The organism is Rhizobium sp. NLR16a, from assembly GCF_017948245.1.
Classification (GTDB): Bacteria; Pseudomonadota; Alphaproteobacteria; order Rhizobiales; family Rhizobiaceae; genus Rhizobium.
On the sequence record NZ_CP072865.1, the window covers coordinates 214,874 to 232,767 of the forward strand.

14 protein-coding genes and 1 pseudogene are annotated in these 17,894 nt (G+C 61.4%); 4 read left to right on the forward strand and 11 right to left on the reverse strand.

The features are described 5' to 3' along the window. Positions 1 to 43: 43 nt before the first annotated feature. Positions 44 to 1,576: an outer membrane beta-barrel protein gene (locus J7U39_RS00940; RefSeq protein WP_210629861.1), complete on the reverse strand. Its 1,533-nt coding sequence runs from the start codon at positions 1,574 to 1,576 to the stop codon at positions 44 to 46. Positions 1,577 to 1,716: 140 nt separating this feature from the next. Here J7U39_RS00940 and J7U39_RS00945 point away from each other — a divergent pair, with 140 nt between their 5' ends. Continuing rightward, complete coding sequence (locus J7U39_RS00945; RefSeq protein WP_210629862.1) at positions 1,717 to 2,712, forward strand: KpsF/GutQ family sugar-phosphate isomerase; 996 nt, start codon at positions 1,717 to 1,719, stop codon at positions 2,710 to 2,712. Here J7U39_RS00945 and J7U39_RS00950 read toward each other — a convergent pair whose 3' ends face one another. From J7U39_RS00950 to J7U39_RS00990, 9 genes are all read right to left on the reverse strand, one after another. Next, complete coding sequence (locus J7U39_RS00950) at positions 2,713 to 3,168, reverse strand: NfeD family protein (protein WP_210629863.1); 456 nt, start codon at positions 3,166 to 3,168, stop codon at positions 2,713 to 2,715. Positions 3,169 to 3,171: 3 nt separating this feature from the next. Continuing rightward, positions 3,172 to 4,203, reverse strand: a complete 1,032-nt coding sequence (locus J7U39_RS00955) for an SPFH domain-containing protein (protein WP_210629864.1) — start codon at positions 4,201 to 4,203, stop codon at positions 3,172 to 3,174. 143 nt (positions 4,204 to 4,346) lie between these two features. After that, the gene (hemH, locus tag J7U39_RS00960; protein WP_210629865.1) at positions 4,347 to 5,381 is read right to left on the reverse strand and encodes a ferrochelatase; all 1,035 of its coding nucleotides are present in this window, start codon (positions 5,379 to 5,381) and stop codon (positions 4,347 to 4,349) included. A 123-nt stretch (positions 5,382 to 5,504) separates the two neighbouring features. Next, positions 5,505 to 7,478, reverse strand: coding sequence for a bifunctional metallophosphatase/5'-nucleotidase (locus tag J7U39_RS00965; RefSeq protein ID WP_210629866.1), 1,974 nt, complete (start codon positions 7,476 to 7,478; stop codon positions 5,505 to 5,507). 202 nt (positions 7,479 to 7,680) lie between these two features. Next, positions 7,681 to 8,055 (reverse strand): hypothetical protein, encoded by a 375-nt coding sequence (locus J7U39_RS00970; RefSeq protein WP_210629867.1) that lies wholly within the window; start codon positions 8,053 to 8,055, stop codon positions 7,681 to 7,683. 173 nt (positions 8,056 to 8,228) lie between these two features. Further along, positions 8,229 to 9,680 (reverse strand): homospermidine synthase, encoded by a 1,452-nt coding sequence (locus J7U39_RS00975; protein ID WP_210629868.1) that lies wholly within the window; start codon positions 9,678 to 9,680, stop codon positions 8,229 to 8,231. Between the two features lie 166 nt (positions 9,681 to 9,846). After that, positions 9,847 to 10,131 (reverse strand): YciI family protein, encoded by a 285-nt coding sequence (locus J7U39_RS00980; RefSeq protein ID WP_210629869.1) that lies wholly within the window; start codon positions 10,129 to 10,131, stop codon positions 9,847 to 9,849. Between the two features lie 2 nt (positions 10,132 to 10,133). Then, positions 10,134 to 10,763, reverse strand: coding sequence for an aminotransferase class IV family protein (locus J7U39_RS00985; RefSeq protein ID WP_210629870.1), 630 nt, complete (start codon positions 10,761 to 10,763; stop codon positions 10,134 to 10,136). Further along, the gene (locus J7U39_RS00990) at positions 10,760 to 11,914 is read right to left on the reverse strand and encodes an aminodeoxychorismate synthase component I (RefSeq protein WP_210629871.1); all 1,155 of its coding nucleotides are present in this window, start codon (positions 11,912 to 11,914) and stop codon (positions 10,760 to 10,762) included. Before J7U39_RS00990 ends, J7U39_RS00985 begins: the two co-directional genes overlap by 4 nt. A 74-nt stretch (positions 11,915 to 11,988) precedes the next feature. On the opposite strand from J7U39_RS00990, the pseudogene J7U39_RS31640 reads away from it, so the two are divergent. Continuing rightward, positions 11,989 to 12,141, forward strand: a pseudogene (locus J7U39_RS31640) (tRNA lysidine(34) synthetase TilS); the annotation flags it as partial. Between the two features lie 90 nt (positions 12,142 to 12,231). Here the strand turns inward: J7U39_RS31640 and J7U39_RS00995 are convergent. After that, positions 12,232 to 14,088, reverse strand: coding sequence for a M3 family oligoendopeptidase (locus J7U39_RS00995; protein WP_210629872.1), 1,857 nt, complete (start codon positions 14,086 to 14,088; stop codon positions 12,232 to 12,234). A gap of 207 nt (positions 14,089 to 14,295) precedes the next feature. Between J7U39_RS00995 and J7U39_RS01000 the strand changes: the two genes are divergently transcribed. Then, positions 14,296 to 15,840, forward strand: a complete 1,545-nt coding sequence (locus tag J7U39_RS01000; RefSeq protein ID WP_210629873.1) for a sigma-54 dependent transcriptional regulator — start codon at positions 14,296 to 14,298, stop codon at positions 15,838 to 15,840. A 178-nt stretch (positions 15,841 to 16,018) separates the two neighbouring features. Beyond that, entirely contained in the window at positions 16,019 to 17,860 is a 1,842-nt protein-coding gene (locus J7U39_RS01005) for a DUF882 domain-containing protein (RefSeq protein WP_210629874.1), read from the forward strand. Positions 17,861 to 17,894 lie beyond the last annotated feature (34 nt).

Genomic DNA, 17,894 nt, shown 5'->3' on the forward strand with positions numbered 1-17,894 from the left:
TATGAATGATCAAGCGCCGCGCCTCGCACCGGAGGCGCGGCGTTTAGCGTTTCAGCTTCAGGCCGACGCCGGCGCGCCATTGCTGCGAGTCATCGCCGTCCTTGCGCGTCGTCAACTCGTAGCCGAGCGTGCTGGTGAGATCGAGATAGCGGTTGATGTTCCAGGTCAGGCCGGTCGCCGCAGTATAGACGAGCTCGTCGTTGATTGTGCTGTCGGTGGGATAGTCGCGCCATATGACGCCGCCGATCATGGTTCCGACCAGGTTGTCGCGCAGCTGGTGGGTGACCGTCGTCGTCAGCGCATGCGAAACGTAGCCGCTCTCGCCGGCGGTGGTCGAGGGCTGGATGCTAGTCTGCAGGTCTAGATTGACGTCGGTGCCGCGGATCGGCGACCAAAGCAGGCTCGCATCGAGCGTGGCTGTATCGATCGAGGCGAGCCGGCTGTCCTCGAAATCCGCCCTTTCGTAGCCTACCCCGACTTCACCCTTCAGCTTTTCGCCGAGGTCGACCTCGACGCCGGCCTTGGCGCCATAGCTATGGCCTGAGCGCTCGTAACCGGCGGAGTCGCGTGTTTCGTCATAGAGGGTACGGCCGATCGTGGCCTCGATGAAGGGGATGAGCGCGGGCGACAGCTCGTAGCCGACGCGACCGCGCAGCGTACCGGTCGTCTGGTTGCGATCGTTCAACTCCACGGTCGTGCCGTTCGCAAGCGTGGCGTCGGAATAGATCGAACGGCTCAGCGCCAGCGCCGTCGTGCCGCGCAGGATGCCGAAATCGCGTTGGACGGAGGCGCCGGCAGTGAACTCCTGCACATCTGACTGCTGTGTGGCATCGGCGATGGCGTCGGGATCGTCCGTATCCTCGCGGTAGAAATTATAACCGGCCGTGAGGTGCGCCACCGTGTCGTCGGCAAGATCCAGGCGGAGATCGCTATTGACTTTGAAAGACGGCTGCTCCTCGCCTTCGCCGCTGATATTTCGTTGCCAGGCGCCTTCCGACGTGACGGTCAGCTGGTGCCGTCCCCAGTCGGAGGTGAGCGTCGCGGCTGCATCCGTTTCGAGGAAGGCGCGCCGTTGCCTGGTATTGCCGTCCTTGGTGGTCTCGGTGTTGATGCTTTGGGTCACGCTCGGACGGAGCACGAAGGTACCGATCGGAATACCGGGTGTTTCTGCCATCGAGGCACTTTCGCCAGCCCTGCGCACCGGCGGTGTCTCGTCGATCCGCGCTTCACGGGTGTTCAGTCGGCGCATGTCCTCATCGAGGATTGAGCCGGTAATCTCGTCACCGGGTTGCGCGTCCGGTGTGACGGGCCTCTGCTGGGCGTCGTCCGGGTTTCCCGCCGCACCCGTTGCCACAGGAGCGGTAGAAACGTCGATTTCATCACCGAAACCGGCCGCGGCATTGTTCGTGGTGCGACTGTCCTGGCTGGCGGCGTGGCTAGCGACAGGCTGCTGTGAGATGGACTGTGCGAATGCCGCAGTCTGGCCGACCAGCAGGGTGCCGAACGCAGTAAAGCAGACGACACGCCTCATCGCGCGGAGCGGCGTCACACTGCTCGTCTGTTTTGGCTGCCCCATTCACTCGCCTGACATGCTTTCGGTTCTTACTCAAAGGTAAAGCGTTGTGGTTAATCATTCGTTGCCGCCGGCGGGCGCTGTTCACAATTCGGAAATGGTGCGGGGTGGACTTGGAAAGTGAAAAGGTCTAACGCATCTCCATGAACAGAAGAGCGATCAAACTCGTTGAAAACAGCGTGCTCGAATCGGCAAAACGCACGATAGAGACCGAGAAACGCGGTCTTGAAGCGCTCGAACGGGCCTTTGACAACGGACTGGCCGGTCCTTTCACCCGCGCCGTCGAGATCATCGGCGACATCTCCGGCCGGGTCATCGTTACCGGCGTCGGCAAGAGCGGCCATATCGGTACCAAGCTCGCGGCGACATTCGCCTCGACCGGCACCCCAGCCTTTTTCGTGCATGCGGCCGAAGCCAATCATGGCGATCTCGGCATGATAGCGCGCGATGACGTCGTCTTGGCGATTTCCAAAGGCGGCGAGAGCGCCGAACTCAAGAGTATCATTTCCTTCACGCGGCGCTTCTCGATCCCCTTGATCGCGATTACTTGCAGCGAAGCTTCCTCGCTTGCGACGGCCGCCGACATCGTGCTTCTGGTGCCGAACGAACAGGAAGCCTGCCCCAATGGGCTGGCGCCGACGACCTCGACGCTGATGCAGCTTGCACTCGGCGATGCCTTGGCGGTCGCACTCCTGGAGGCGCGGGGCTTTAGCGCCACCGATTTCCACGTTTTTCATCCCGGCGGCAAGCTGGGTGCGAGCTTGATGCATGTCGCCGATATCATGCATACCGGCGAGAAGCTGCCGCTCGTTACCAAGGGCACGCCGATGCCGGAGGCGATCACCGTGCTGTCGCGCAAGCATTTCGGCTGCGTCGGCGTGCTCGACCGGGATGGGCGGCTCTGCGGCATCGTCACCGAAGGCGACATGGCTCGGAATCTGAGCCGCAACCTTGCCGAGCTTGCCGTCGACGACATCATGACGAAGACGCCGAAGACGGTGAAACCGACGATGCTTGCGACGGCCGCCCTGGCGCTGCTCAACCAGCACCACATCGGGGCCCTGATCGTCATCGACGAGGACAGCCGGCCGATCGGGCTGGTGCACTTCCATGACCTTCTGCGGATCGGCGTCGCCTGATCAGACCGGTTCGACCCGCAGGTCGCGGCCGTGACACGAGATCACCTTCACCTGTGTTCCCACAGGCAAATCAGGCCCCATTACCTGCCATAGCGTATCGTCGAGGCGGATGCGGCCGCGGCCTTCGCGGATCGGTTCCTGCAGCGTCGCCGTACGGCCAACGAGGCTCGCACCGCGCTGATTGAGGAAGGGCTCGTCGGTCTCGGCGTTGCGCAGCGTCAGCCGGCGGCCGGCAACGGTCGTGGCGACGGCCAGAAGCGCAAAAAGGATCGCTTGCAGTTCCCAGACCCAGAAGGCGCTGTCCCAGAAGAGCAGCGACAGTGCGCCGACGATCAAGGCCGCGAGGCCGATCCAGACCAGGAAGAAACCGGGCACGATCATTTCGGCGGCGAGCAGCACGAGGCCTGCAACCCACCAGTTCCATGGACCGAGTTCCGCGATGATCTTCGCCAGCATGGCTTATCGCTCCGGATCCGGATTGAAGGGATTGGGGGCCGGCGGATTGATCGGCGGCGTAGAGCGGATCGGCGCGGGACGCGGACGCGGCGGGGGCGGCGGCGGCGGATTGCCGGCGTCACCGAAGACTTCGCGGGCGATGGCGCCAATGCCGCCGAGCGAGCTCAGGATGGAAGAGGCTTCCATCGGCATCAGCACGATCTTGGAATTGGGCGCCGAGCCGACCGAGGCGAGCGCTTCGGTGTATTTCTGGGCGACGAAATAGTTGATCGCCTGAACGTCACCGGCGGCAATCGCCTCGGAGACCATCTTCGTCGCCTTGGCTTCGGCCTCGGCCAGTCGCTCGCGGGCTTCGGCGTTGCGGAAGGCGGCTTCGCGCTGGCCTTCGGCCTGGAGGATCGCGGATTGCTTGGCGCCTTCGGCCCTGAGGATCTGCGCATTGCGCGCGCCTTCGGCCTCGAGCACCTGGGCGCGCTTCTCGCGCTCGGCCTTCATCTGGCGGGCCATCGCATCGACGAGGTCGCGCGGCGGCTGGATGTCCTTGATTTCGACGCGGGTGACCTTGATGCCCCATGGCTGCACCGCCTCGTCGACGACGCGCAGCAGCCGGTCATTGATCGCGTCGCGGTTGGAAAGCAGTTCGTCGAGATCCATGGAGCCCATGACCGAGCGGATGTTTGTCATGGTGAGATTGAGGATGGCATTTTCGAGGTGGGAAACCTGGTAGGCGGCCTGGGCAGCATTCAGAACCTGAAAGAATGCGACGGCATCGGCTGAAACCGAGGCATTGTCTTTGGTAATCACTTCCTGGGTCGGCACGTTCAGCACCTGCTCCATCACGTTCATCCGCGCTCCGACGCGCTCGATGAAGGGAGTGATGAGGTTGAGGCCCGGCTCCAGCGTGCGGGTATAACGGCCAAAGCGCTCAATAGTGTAGCGATAGCCCTGCGGTACGGTCTTGATCCCGGCAAAGAGGACCAGAATGACGAAGATGACCAGCACGATTACGACGATGTCGAAGCCGCCGAACAGCATGAAAATTTCCTCCCATCGGCGCATGCGCAAGCGCCTCACAACTGATGTGGTGAATTAGCATGTTCTTTGCGAGGAAGAAATGACACGCGGATGCACCACCTCCAGCTGAAAAGGAGGCTCTAGGAAAGGTCTTTATCTTCTTCTCAGACCCAACCCTGCAATTCGCGGCGGACCACCTTTTCCAGCACCTTCATGCCGTCTTCGCTGTCGTTGAGGCAGGGGATATGGGTGAACTTGTCGCCGCCGTTCTCGTGGAACGAATGCGCGGCTTGTTCGGCGATTTCTTCCAGCGTTTCCAGGCAGTCGGAGACGAAGCCGGGATTGATGACGGCGATGCGCTTGACGCCGTCCTGGGCAAGCTTCTCCACCGTCTTGTCTGTATAGGGCTGCAGCCATTCTTCCGGCCCGAAGCGGGACTGGAAGGTGACCATGAAGTTTTCCTTGGTGAGCCCGAGCCGCTCGCGCAACAAGCGGCCGGTCTTTTGACATTGACAGTAATAGGGATCGCCCTGCTTGAAATAGGACATCGGAATGCCATGGAAGGAGGCGAGCAGCATCTCCGGCTTCCAGTCGAGCGTGGAAATATGTCTTTCGACGGATTGGGCGAGGGCTTCGATGTAGGTCTCGTTATCGTGATAATCGGGCACGGTGCGCAGAGCCGGTTGCCAGCGCATCGTGAGCAGCTTCTGGAAGGCCTTGTCGTTGACGGTTGCGGTCGTTGCCGCCGCATATTGAGGGTAGAGCGGGAAGAGCACGATACGATCGCAGCCTTCTTGCTTCAGCGCATCGATGCGCGAAGCGATCGACGGCGTGCCGTAGCGCATCGCCCAGTCGACCTTGACATTGTCGAGATCCCGTAGGCGCTCGGTCATCAGTTCCGACTGGTTGCGCGTGTAGGTGCGGAGATAACTTTCGTTCTTCTCCTTGTTCCAGATCAGCTCGTAGGCCTTGCCGACCTTCTGCGGGCGTCTGTTGAGCACGATACCAAAGAGGATCGGATACCACTTCCAGGGCGACCATTCGATGACGCGGCGATCGGTCAGGAATTCCTTGAGATAGCGGCGCATCGAGGTGTAGTCGGTGCCGTCGGGCGTGCCGAGATTGACCAGCAGCACGCCGATCTTGCCTGAATTGACGGCCGGATGGTCCGCCGGGCGAAGTGAAATATCTGCTGTCATTCTAGCCCCAACGCTCGTTGTCTCATCGGCTGATACGCAGCTTCGAGAACATGGTTCACCCTATAGAAAGAAAAGCCGGCCCGGGAAACCCCGAGCCGGCCGATGGTGTCGAGACAAATCGTCTTATTTTGCAGGAACCTGGATCTCCTTGCCAACCGTCAGGTGGTGCGGATTCGGCTTGCCGTTGGCCTCCGAAAGCTTCCGCCACAGCGTCCCATCGCCATAGAAGCTGACGGCGAGATCCCAAAAGGTGTCGCCGGCCGCGATAACGTGGGTGGAAGGCGTTGTTGCGGCGGGGGCGGAGGCCGCCGGAGCTGGTTCCGCCGCGGGCGCGGGAGCTGCCGGTGTTGCCGGGGCTGGCGCGGCCGGGGCAGGCTCGATGGCTGGTGCGGGTGCGGCCGGGGCCGCAGGGGCAGGAGCGGGCTCAGTGGCCGGCGCAGGTGCCGCCGGCGCGGGAGCCGCCGGTTCGGCAGCTGGCGCCTGTGCCACGGTCGCGCCGATTTCGGTGACGCGGCCATCGGTATAGGGCTTATAGGGCGAATGCGCGGCGACGTAGTCGGCGGTCACGTCGGCGAGATCCGGGCCGTAATCATAGGCGTTCTTGCCTTGCTTGAAGATCGAATAGCCGTCGCCGCCGGCTCGCATGAAGTTGTTGGTGGCGATCTTGTAGGTCTTGGCCGGGTTGATCGGCGCGAAGTTGTCGCCCTCCTTCACCTGGACATCGCTGACGCGGCTGCCGACTGGCTTCGACTGGTCGAACGAGAATTTCAGGCCGGCGACCTGCGGGAATCGGCCGGCGCCCTGATCGACCTGACTGACGCCGTTTTCGAGCGCCTTGACGACGTCCGCGCCGGTTGCTTCAAAAGTGGCGAGGGTATTCTGGAAGGGCAGGACAGTGATGACTTCGCCCTGGGTGATATCGCCGCCGTCGATCGAGGCGCGCAGGCCGCCGCCGTTCTGGAAGGCGATGGTGACGCCCTGGTTCTTGGTGCGATCGAGAATGGCATCGGCCACTAGATTGCCCATCGAGCATTCCTTGACGCGGCAGACCTTCCGGTCGCCCTCGATTGGGCTTTCGGAGGAGCCAATCACCTTTTTGCGCAGTTCCTCGATCGGTTTTGCCAATTCGGCGACGCGGGTGACGACGGCCGGATCGGGTGTGAAGGACGCGTCGATCAGGATCGGATCGCCCTTGGCTTCCTTGACGACGCCGTTATCGTCGAAATTGACGACGACGTCGCCGAGATATTTGCTGTAGGAGGCGGCCTGGACGACCGGCACCTTGTAGCCGCCCGGATTGTCGACCATCGTCGGATACGGGCCTTCAGCCTTCGGGTCGGTGTTGGAAAGCAGGCTGTGGGAGTGGCCGCCGACGACGACATCGACGTCCGGGATCTTGGCGATGAAAGCCAGGTCGCGGGGATAACCGACATGGGTCAGCGCGATGATTTTGTTGACCCCCTGGCTTTTCAGGTCCTGCACGGCTGATGTGATCGTCTGAACGTCATCTTCGATCGTGACATTCGGGCCGGGGGAGGAGAGCTCTGCCGTATCGTTGGTGACGGCGCCGACGATGCCGATCTTCTGGCCGCCGACATCGAGCACCAGCGAGGGCTTGATGCGGTCGCCGAGCTTGGAGGCGGCGCTCGCCTTGACATTCGCCGTCACGACGGGGAATTGCACCTTGTCGAGGAAGGTCGCAAGCCCGTCCTCGCTGTCGTCAAATTCATGATTGCCGACGGTCATGGCGTCGAACTTCATCAGGTTCAGGAATTCGGCTTCGGCCGCGCCCTTATAGGTGGTGTAGAAGAGCGAACCCTGGAAATTGTCGCCGGCATTCAGGAGAAGCACATTCTTGCCCGATAACGCCTGGCGGCGCTGGTCGATCGCGGTCTTCAGGCGGGCGGCGCCGCCGAAGCATTCCTTCTTGCCTTCCTCCTCGGCCGAGCAGGTGGAATCGAACTTGTTGATCGATTCGATGCGTGAATGGAAATCGTTGATGTGAAGAATATTGAGTTCGTAATCGGCAAAGGCGGCGCCCGCGCTCAGCGCCAGCATGGACGCGGTCAAAAGACCGAAGCTGAAAGACTTCGTCATCCTTGTTCTCCTGATTGAGGCGAGAGATCCCCCTGATCCTCGCCGATCCCTATAATGGTGTCAGGCGGTTTCCCGCGTGCCGATGTTTCAACAAACGACGCCTAGTCGCAAGAGGGAAGCTGGGTTTGCGGCGGCGCTTTCCAAGATGCCGCAAAACAAAAAAGCTCCCGAATGGGAGCTTTTGCAGGGTGATATTGAAGCATTACAAACGACGTGTAAGCGTGAACTGCGAATTCGTTGCAGTCGTACAATTCAGCTGGCTCGTGCCGCTCATGGCGCAATTAACCAGGGAAGTCGTCCGCTTAACATTCGAGTAAAGGTTTATCTGAATGATCCCATCGGGGGTTGTTGTATATGTTCCGGATGCCATCTGCGTGTTCGTTCCGTCGCTGGTGCGGGTTACGAATTGTCCATTCGTGAAGGCGGAGGTCAAGCCGTTGGCATCCGTCCATTCGCCTTCAACAGAATTTGTTGCAGGCGGCGCGACTGCGATCGGTCGCTGTTGCGGTCCTGATGAAACGCAGGCGGCAAGAGTGGCCGCTGCACCGACAAGAACAAGACCAGTTCTGATTTTCATAAGGCTTCTCCCGGCGATTCGGCGTGGCGGTCACCCGCCAACTTCGGGCAAAACATGACGTGCGCTCGCCATGATGGCAAGGCTTGGAGCGGCGGCGGAGCCATTTATACAGCCAGCGTTACAAAAATGCCCGCCTTGCGGCGGGCATTGTCAAAATCCTGTGAGGGCGATTTTCAGCGAACGAGGACGTTCCTGAATTGCCACGGGTCCTTGGTGTCGATGTCCTCGGGGAAGAGACCGGGACGACCGTCGAGCGGGGTCCAGTCGGTGTAGTGTCCTTCGACCGGGCCGAGATAGGGCATCTGCACGTCGAGGCAGCGCTTGTAATCGATCTCATCCGCTTCGACGATGCCGGCCTTCGGGTTTTCCAGCGCCCAGACCATGCCGGCGAGAACGGCAGAGGTCACCTGCAGGCCGGTGGCGTTCTGGTAGGGCGCTATGCGGCGGGTTTCTTCCAGCGACAGGCGCGAACCATACCAGTAGGCATTCTTCTCATGGCCGTAGAGCAGGACGCCGAGCTCGTCGATGCCGTTCTCCAGCTCGTCCTCGTCGAGTACGTGGTGGACCGGCTGCGGGGTGCCGCCGTTGCCGAACATCTCATGCAGCGAGAGCACGGCGTCGTTGGCCGGATGGTAGGCATAGTGGCAGGTCGGACGGAATGTGACTTCGCCGTCCTTGTCGCGGACCGTGAAATAATCGGCGATCGAGATCGACTCGTTATGGGTAACGAGGAAGCCGTATTGAGGGCCGGGCGTCGGGCACCATGTGCGCACGCGGGTGTTGGCGCCCGGCTGCTCCAGGTAGATCGCCGCCTTGTTGCCCTTCTTGTGCTTCTTGGCGTTCTTCGGCATCCACTGCTCGTGCGTGCCCCAGCCGAGTTCGGCCGGCTGCATGCCTTCGGAGATGAAGCCTTCGACGGACCAGGTGTTCCAGAAGACGTTGAGCGGCTTCGGATGCTTGGTGCGCTGGGTGTCGCGCTCGGCGATGTGGACGCCCTTGACGCCGACCTTCTTCATCAGCTTGGCCCAGCCTTCGCGATCGTGCTGGTCCGGTTCCTCGAATTTAACGCCGATATCATTGGCGAGGTTGACGAGCGCCTGCTTGACGAACCAGGAGACCATGCCCGGATTGGCGCCGCATGTGGAGACGGCGGTGGCGCCGCCGGGGTTTTTCGCCTTTTCCCTGCGCACCGTCTCGCGCAGCGCATAGTTGGTGCGGTCGGCATTGCTCATGCCCTTGTCGAAATAGAAGCCGAGCCAGGGCTCGACAACCGTATCGATATAGAGAACATCGAGCTTGCGGCAGAGCTTGATGATGTCGAGCGAGGAGGTGTCGACCGAGAGGTTGACGCAGAAGCCCTGGCCTTCGCCTTTCGTCAGCAGGGGCTTCAGCAGCTCCTTGTAATTGTCCTTGGTGACATATTCCTGAATGTGGCGAACGCCGTGTTTCTTCAGGATCTCCATGTCGGAGGGTTCTTCACGCGGGTCGATGACGACCATCCGGCTCTTGTCGAATTTGAAGTGGCGCTCGATCAGGGGCAGGGTGCCGCGGCCGATGGAGCCAAAGCCGATCATCACGATCGGACCGGTAATTTCGGCATATACCGGATAGTTCTGTTCCGTCATTCTTTTCTCCTGTGGAAGGGGACGAAGGCGTTCAGCCTGAAGAATTCTTGTGAGATTGCCGCAGAAATTGCGAAGTGACCGGCTCTAACCACAAAACGCCGTCACAATAAAGAGCGTTGACGGGGAAAGGGCAAATATCGGGGCGACGAGATCCTCTGAACGAAAATCATCGCTTCAGGATTTCCAGTCCTTCAACCGCCGTCGTTATCGCAAGTTCGGTGATTTCGTATTCGGCGACGTCGTGGATAGTGAAGGGATCGGCGGCGACATAGGCTTCGATTGCGGCACGGTCGCCGATGGCGAGGATCGCGCCGCCGGTGCGCGGCACCTTGCGGCCGGAGGCGAGAAACCAGCCTTTGGCGTAACCCTCCTTCACCCAGGCCATGTGCGGCCCCATGTGCCTGTCGGCCTCGTCGTTGGATTTGCGATAGGTAAGGGAGAGGATGAACATGATCATTTCCTGAGAAGGTTTGCGCGGATCAGTCCGCGCAGCGAGTTGCCGACATACAGCGTGCCGGCGTCAAGATCGGCAAGTGTGAGACGGCCGACGCGGGCCTTGCGCCCGCAGATGAGTTCGGTGCGCAGCACGCCGGCGAGCAGGCCGCAGGAGATCGGCGGGGTGCGCAGAATGCCGCTTCCGTCGTCGAGAAAGATGGAGGTGATGGTGCCCTCGCAGACTTCGTCGTGCTCGTTCAAGAGGATGACCTCGTCGGCTTCCGCCTGAGCATATTCGGCGCGGGCGGTCTCGTAGACGGTGCGCCGTGTGGTTTTGACGCGCAGCAGGCTGTCGGCGGAGTGGAGGCGGGTCTTGGCGATACGGACACTCCAAACGGACTGTGGCGCCAGCGGGATGAAGGGCGCGCTCGTCACCTCGATCTCGCCTTGCGGGTCGAAGGTCAGCCGGACGCGCAGCGGGCCGCCAGCGCCGGCAACGGCTGCTTCGAGCTTTGTTTGCACATCGGTCGGCGGCGGAAAACCGAGGCGACGGGCGGAGCGGGAAAGCCGGGCCAGATGCAGGCGCTGACGGATGAAGCCTTCGCCGGGCTGCCAGCGCAACGTCTCGATCAGCGAAAAATCGGTCATCGCGCGATCCACTGGTCGCCGACCGCGAAGCGGGCCTTGAGCAGGCATTCCTCATATTCGGCCTCGGCGGTGGAATCGAAGACGATGCCGCCGCCGACATTGAAGATAGCTTTGCCGCCGTCGAAAAGCGTGACGGTGCGGATGGCGACGGAAAAACGCATGGCGCCGGTCGGCGAGATCATGCCGATTGCGCCGCAATAGGCGTCACGCGGGGTATCTTCGAGCACGTGGAGAATCTCCATCGCCCGGATCTTCGGTGCGCCGGTGATCGACCCACAGGGGAAGAGGGCGGCAAAGATGTCGCGGATCGATAGTCCGGGTCGAAGTCTGGCCTGCACATGGCTGACCATCTGGTGGACGGTCGGATAGGTCTCGACGTCGAAGAGCTTCGGGACATTGAGCGTGCCGACCTCGGTGATGCGGGAGATGTCGTTGCGCAGGAGGTCGACGATCATGCGGTTTTCGGCCTGGGTCTTGATATCTGCCCGCATGGCCGCGATGATTTCGGCATCCTCGGCGGCAGTCGTGCCGCGTTTTGCCGTGCCCTTCATCGGGTGGGTTTCGATCCAGCCTTGCTCATCCGTGCGGAAGAAGAGTTCGGGTGAACGCGACAGGATGAGCGGACCGCCGAGATCGACCAGTGCGCCGTATTTCACCGGCTGGCGTTCGATCAGCGACCAGAAGGCGGCACGGGGATCGCCGCTCCAGCGAGCTTCAACCGGCATGGTGAGGTTCGCCTGATAGGCGTCGCCGAGCCGCAGGTGCTGGTGAAGACGGTCGAAACGCTCTTTATATATAGGGAAATCCCAGGCGGCCTTCGGGGCGGTGAGGAATTCCTCGTTTTCGAGACGCTGTTTCGGCTGGGCAAGTGGATGCGTGTCCGGCTGCGGTGCGTCGAAGACGCCGAAATAGAGGAGCGGCGTTTCGCGACCTTCTCCGGCAAAGGAAGCGAGTTTTTCTTCGAAGAGATATCCGGCCTCGTATGCCATGTAGCCCGCAAGCCATTTGCCCTCGGCCTTGGCCTCTTCCATGCGGGCGAGACCTGCGAAGAATTCGGCGCGCGTCCTGGCAAGGATGATCTCGGCGGGCTCGGCGAAAAGCATCACTTGGCCTGAAGTGTCGTCGCGGAAGAGAATATAGCGATCAGGCATGGTTGCGCCGCATCTTGCTTGGTCACCCGACGCTGGCGATGGTCTTGCTGCGGTAGGCCGGGACCGCGGCTACATCCACCCTCATTCCTGTGCTCGTCACAGGAATCCAGCCACGGCGCGTCTGCGCCGCGAATGACACAATTCCGGCACCTGAAGAGTCTCCCGCGTCCAAGGACTTGGGCGCGCTGGATTCCTGTGACGAGCACAGGAATGAGGGAGGGGGGGGTGCCGTCATGGTTCCTCGTGGACGTTGCAGAATGCGGCTGGCTGATCAACAGCCCGCCATGAGGTTCGCTCTTTCTGGCCTTAGCCGAGACTTACGCCCTATCTAGCGCTTCCAGCTCGTCAATCAGCCCTTCGATCATCGACAGGCCCTGGCTCCAGAACGACGGATCGGTTGCGTCGAGGCCGAAAGGCTTCAAGAGCTCGGAATGATGCTTGGTGCCGCCGGCCTTCAAGAGTTCGAAATACTTCTCCTGGAAGCCCTTCTCGGCCTTCCGGTAGACGGCATAAAGCGAATTGACCAGGCAGTCGCCGAAGGCATAGGCGTAGACATAGAAGGGCGAATGGACGAAGTGGGGGATATAGGCCCAATAGGTCTCGTAGCCCTCTGAAATATTGATCGCCGGCCCGAGGCTTTCCGACTGGACGGAGAGCCAGAGCTCGCCGATGTCGTCGGCGGTGAGTTCGCCTGCCTTGCGGGCGGTGTGCAGCTTGCGCTCGAATTCGTAGAAGGCGATCTGGCGCACGACCGTGTTAATCATGTCCTCGACCTTTTGGGCAAGCATCGCCTTGCGCTCGCGCTTGTCGGTGGTCTTTTCGAGGAGCGCGCGGAAGGTCAGCATCTCGCCGAAGACGGATGCGGTCTCGGCCAGTGTCAGCGGCGTCTGGCACATCAGCGCGCCCTGCGCGCCGGCAAGAACCTGATGGACGCCGTGGCCGAGTTCGTGGGCAAGCGTCATAACGTCGCGCGGCTTGCCCATATAATTGACGAGCACGTAGGGGTGAGCCGAGGGAACCGTCGGATGAGCGAAGGCGCCGGGCGCCTTGCCTGGGCGAACCGGGGCATCGATCCATTGCTCGTCGAAGAAGCGTCTGGCGATATCGGCCATCTCGGGGGCGAAATTGCCGTAAGCCGAGAGCACCGTGTCCTTCGCGTCCGCCCAGGAGATCACGGCGCTCGACGTTTCCGGAAGGGGCGCGTTGCGGTCCCAGAAATTCATCTGCTCCATGCCGAGCCATTTCGCCTTCATCTTATAATAGCGGTGCGAAAGGCGGGGATAGGCTTCCCGGACGGCTGCGGCCAAGGCGTCGACAACCTCGCGCTCGACGCGGTTTGCCAGATGTCTGGAGTCGGCGATATCCTCGAAGCCGCGCCAGCGGTCGGAGATATCCTTGTCCTTAGCAAGCGTATTCGTGATCAGCGTGAAGATGCGGATATTCGCCTTGAAGGTTTCGGCGAGAGCCATGGCCGCCTTGCGGCGCACTTCCGGATCCTTCTCCTGCAGCATGTTCAGCGCCACCTCGAGCGGCACTTTCTCGCCATCGATCTCATAACGAAGTTCCGCCATGGTTTCGTCGAAGAGGCGATTGAAGGCGGAGGCCGATGTCATCGACTTCTCAAGGAAGAGCTGCTCCAGCCTGTCGTCGAGCTGATAGGGCTTATCTTTACGCAGGTCGATCAGCCAGGGGCGATAATGGCCGGCATCGGGGTCCTTCGCCATGCAAGCGTCGATGACGGCGTCGTCGATCCGGTTCAGCTCGAGCGCGAAGAACAGGAGATGGCCGGAGAATTCGGTGACCTTGGCCTGGACGTCGCCGTAGAGCTTGCCGTTGGCCGGATTGGTGGTGTCGGAGAAATAGGTGAGGCCGGCAAAGGAGCCGAGGCGGCCCATGATATCGTCAAGCGCCTCATATTCCTTCAGCGCCGCGCCGATGCCTTCGGTGCCGGTCTTCACTGCTGCTTCGGCGAGTTTGCCCTTCCACTTTTCTTCGAAAGCGATCGCGGCCTTGCCGGCCTTTTCCATGTCGGCGACGAAGGCGGTGGACGTGGCGGAGGGATAAAGATCCTGCAGTTTCCAGACCGGCAGGTCGCCGAGCGCCGGATCGGCCGCCGCCCCGGCTGGCGTTGCTGGCGAGAAAAAAAAGCCGGCGTGCAGGGGCTCGATTTTCATGGGCGCAATTCCTCTCCACTTTATAACAGGTCTGTTTGAATAAGCGCGAGAAGGCACCGCATCAAGGGCCTTTCGGCGCATAAAAGGCCTCGCTTCGGCACGAAATCGGGTCTTCGCAATCGTTAAAATGCAATTATTTCTCAAAACTGGATGTTCAAGCCTTTCTGCCAGAGTGCGCTTCATGGTTTCGCATGAAGTGGAGCGACAATGACCGGTTACAATGAGCTCAAGGGAGCAGGGCAAATCCTCGTGGTCGAGGACGACCCGGTGCAGCGCCGTCTGCTCAAGAACGCAATCGAGCGTCACGGCCATGTCGTGCACCAGGCAGAAAACGGCCGCATCGGCCTGGAAATGGTCAAACGCGACAGCGGCCTTTTCAATGTCATCGTGCTCGACCTGATGATGCCCGAGATGACCGGCCTCGAATTTCTCGACGCGCTTCACGAATTCGGCACGCAGATCCCGGTTATCGTGCAGACGGGCCAGGGCGGTATCGAGACCGTGGTGCAGGCGATGCGCGCCGGCGCCTTCGATTTCGTCGTCAAGCCGGTCTCACCCGAACGGATCGCCACCTCGATCGCGAATGCGATGAAGCTGGACCAGCGCGAGGTGAAGGCGCGGGCGGGACGCCGGTCGCGCTCGGGCTCGGTCGGCTTCGACGATATCGTTTCGGCCAGCCCGGCGATGATCCGCGTCATCGATCTCGCCCAGCGGGCGGCTCAGTCCAACATTCCCGTCGTGCTCGAAGGCGAATCCGGCGTCGGCAAGGAGCTGGTGGCGCGCGCTATCCAGTCCGGCGGCGACCGCTCGAACAAGCCGTTCGTCACCGTCAATTGCGGGGCGATCCCGCATAATCTTGTCGAGAGCATTCTCTTCGGTCACGAGAAGGGCGCGTTTACCGGCGCGACCGAACGTCACATCGGCAAATTCATGGAAGCCGATGGCGGCACCATCTTCCTCGACGAGATCGGCGACTTGCCGCTCGAGGTGCAGGTGAAACTCCTGCGCGCCGTGCAGCAGGGCGAAATCGAGACGGTCGGCGCGCGCACCGCGCACAAGGTCAATGTCCGGCTGATCTCGGCGACCAACAAGGATTTGATCGAAGAGGTCAAGAACGGCCATTTCCGCGAGGACCTCTATTATCGCCTCAACGTCTTCCCGATCACCATTCCGGCGCTACGCAAGCGCAAGGAAGACATCCCGCACCTGGTGCGCGTCTTTACCGACCGCTTCTCCAGCGAGCAGAAGAACGGCCGCCGCATGACTGTCAATTCAGGCGCGCTGGCACTGCTGACCGCCTATGATTGGCCAGGCAATATTCGCCAGCTCGAAAATGCGATCTTCCGTGCGGTCGTTCTCGCCGAAGGGCCGGAGCTGACGGAGGCGGATTTCCCGCAGATCGCCGCCCAGCTTCCGGAATATGAAGTGGTGGACCACCTGGCGCTCGTTGCCGACAATACCGGCCTCGACCCGGATGAAGCCTACGGCGAGGAATACCGGGCGCCGATACCGGGTGAGGTGCACCACCGCCTGCCGGAGACTTCCGAAAACGCCATTGCCAGCGTCAATCCCTCCGGAGACGTGCGCAAACTCGCCGACGTCGAGGAGGAACTCATCCGATTCGCACTCAAATTCTATCGTGGGCAGATGAGTCAAGTAGCGCGCAAACTTGGCATCGGCCGGTCCACACTTTATCGCAAGCTCAAAGATTACGGCATAGATCCCGATAATCCCCAGAAAGATGCGGCTTAAGCCCCATTTATTAAGACTCGGGCAACCACGATTTGTTACTGATCATAAACCACTTGTTAGTGGCTCGTTCACTATGTAAAGAAAAGGTTGATCATGTGTGGCATTTTTGCCATCGTGTGACCGCATTTGACAGTCATCTGAGACAGTACGGGACATTGTCTGTCTGACGGGGATCGAGTTGCCGAATCTGAATGGGAATTCCAAGCCTTCGCGCTTGAGCTGGCGTTCTTTGTGCGCCGACATCTGCGGAAAGGCAGTGAGGACGGCGGCGGCCGCCCTTCTTGCGCTTGCGGTTTCCTCACCGGTATTCGTCAGTACACCTTCTCAGGCAGCGGGCGAAACCCGCAGCCTCAAGCTCTATTTCATCCATACCGGCGAAAAAGCCGTCATCACCTACAAGCGTAACGGCAAGTTCGACCCGAAGGGTCTGGAGCAGCTGAACCGCTTCCTGCGCGACTGGCGCAAGAACCAGCCGACGAAGATGGATCCGCGCCTGTTCGACCTGATCTGGGAAGTCTACCGCCAGAGCGGTTCGCGGGACTACATCAACGTCGTCTGCGGTTTCCGTTCGCCGGCGACCAACGAGATGCTGCGCGGTCGCTCGCGCAATTCCGGCGTCGCCGAAAAGAGCCAGCACATGCTCGGCAAGGCGATGGACTTCTTCATTCCCGACGTCAAGCTTGCGGCGCTGCGGGCCATCGGCATGAAGATGCAGATCGGCGGCGTCGGCTTCTATCCGAAATCCGGTTCACCCTTCGTGCATATGGATGTCGGCGGGGTTCGCGCCTGGCCGCGCATGAGCCGCGACGAGCTTGTCCGGCTTTTCCCGAACGGCAACACCATTCACATTCCGGCCGACGGCAAGCCGCTGCCCGGCTATCAGCAGGCGATGGCCGATTACAAGCGCCGCGTCAACGGCACCCAGATCGAGATCGCCAGTGCGTCCGAATCGGCGCCGAAACACAAGACGCTGTTTGCAGCGCTGTTTGGCGGCGGGGCGGATGAACAGGAAGATGACACAGACGATTCGGCTCCCGTTGCTGTCGCCAAGGCGACGCCGCCGAAGGTCGAGCCTGCTCCTGCCGAGCCGCAGCAGACAGAGGTCGCAGCCCTGAACGCGCCGGTGCCGCAGGTTCGCCCGGCCTTCAGCAACCAGCCGGCCGGCAGCGAAATGGCCAGCGCGCTGGTGGCGCCGTCTTCGGGTAACGCCGCGCAGCAGGCCCTTGCCGCGGCGCTTCCTGCCGATCAGGCCCAGCCGCAGCAATTCGCCGATCTCAGCGCCTACAGCATTCCCGTTCCCTCGCTTCTCGGTCAGCGCCGCGCGCCTGGTGACGCCGAGGTCGCGTCGGTCGATCCGAACATGCAGAGCGGACTGCCGGTTCCCACTCCTGTCGAGCGCCCTGCCGTTGCCGAAAATCTGCTTGCTGCGGCGGATGCTGATCCGGAAGCGGAGGCAGACGAAGCCGATCAGGATGGCGGCCTGTCTCCTGCCATCGCCGACGCGCTCGAGCAGCAGAACAAGGATACGGAAAGCCAAGTCGCCTCGCATGAGCCCGGCATGAGCGTGGAGCAGGCAATCGCCGCCGCGATGCCGCAAAAGGCGCCCGCCGAAAAGCCGTCATTGCAGCTCGCTGCCTTGGCGCCGGCGACCAAATCGGCAAGCTTCGGTGATGCTTTCGACGCGCCGGCTGCCGAGAGCCCCGCGCCGCAGCCCCTCCCGGTCAAAGGCGGCCGTCCGACGCAGAAAGAAGCCGCCGCAGCCGATGCCAGCCGCGCGACGGTGCGTACCGAGCCGAAGCTGACGCAGAAGATGATCTCGCAGTGGGCGCTGACCAATGCCCGTCTCGAAATGGCGTCCAAGCAGGTCAAGGCGCCGCGCTTCGTCAGCCAGACGATGCGCGCCCAGCCGACCGCTGTCTATGCCGAGGGCTTCAACGTCAAGACCGCCTCGGTCGATCCGGCCCGTTTCAGTGGCACGGCCGTCAACTTCATGGAAGTGCGCAAGTTCAACACGAACTGAGCCTGCCGATCTCGTCAGACCGAAAAACCGGCAG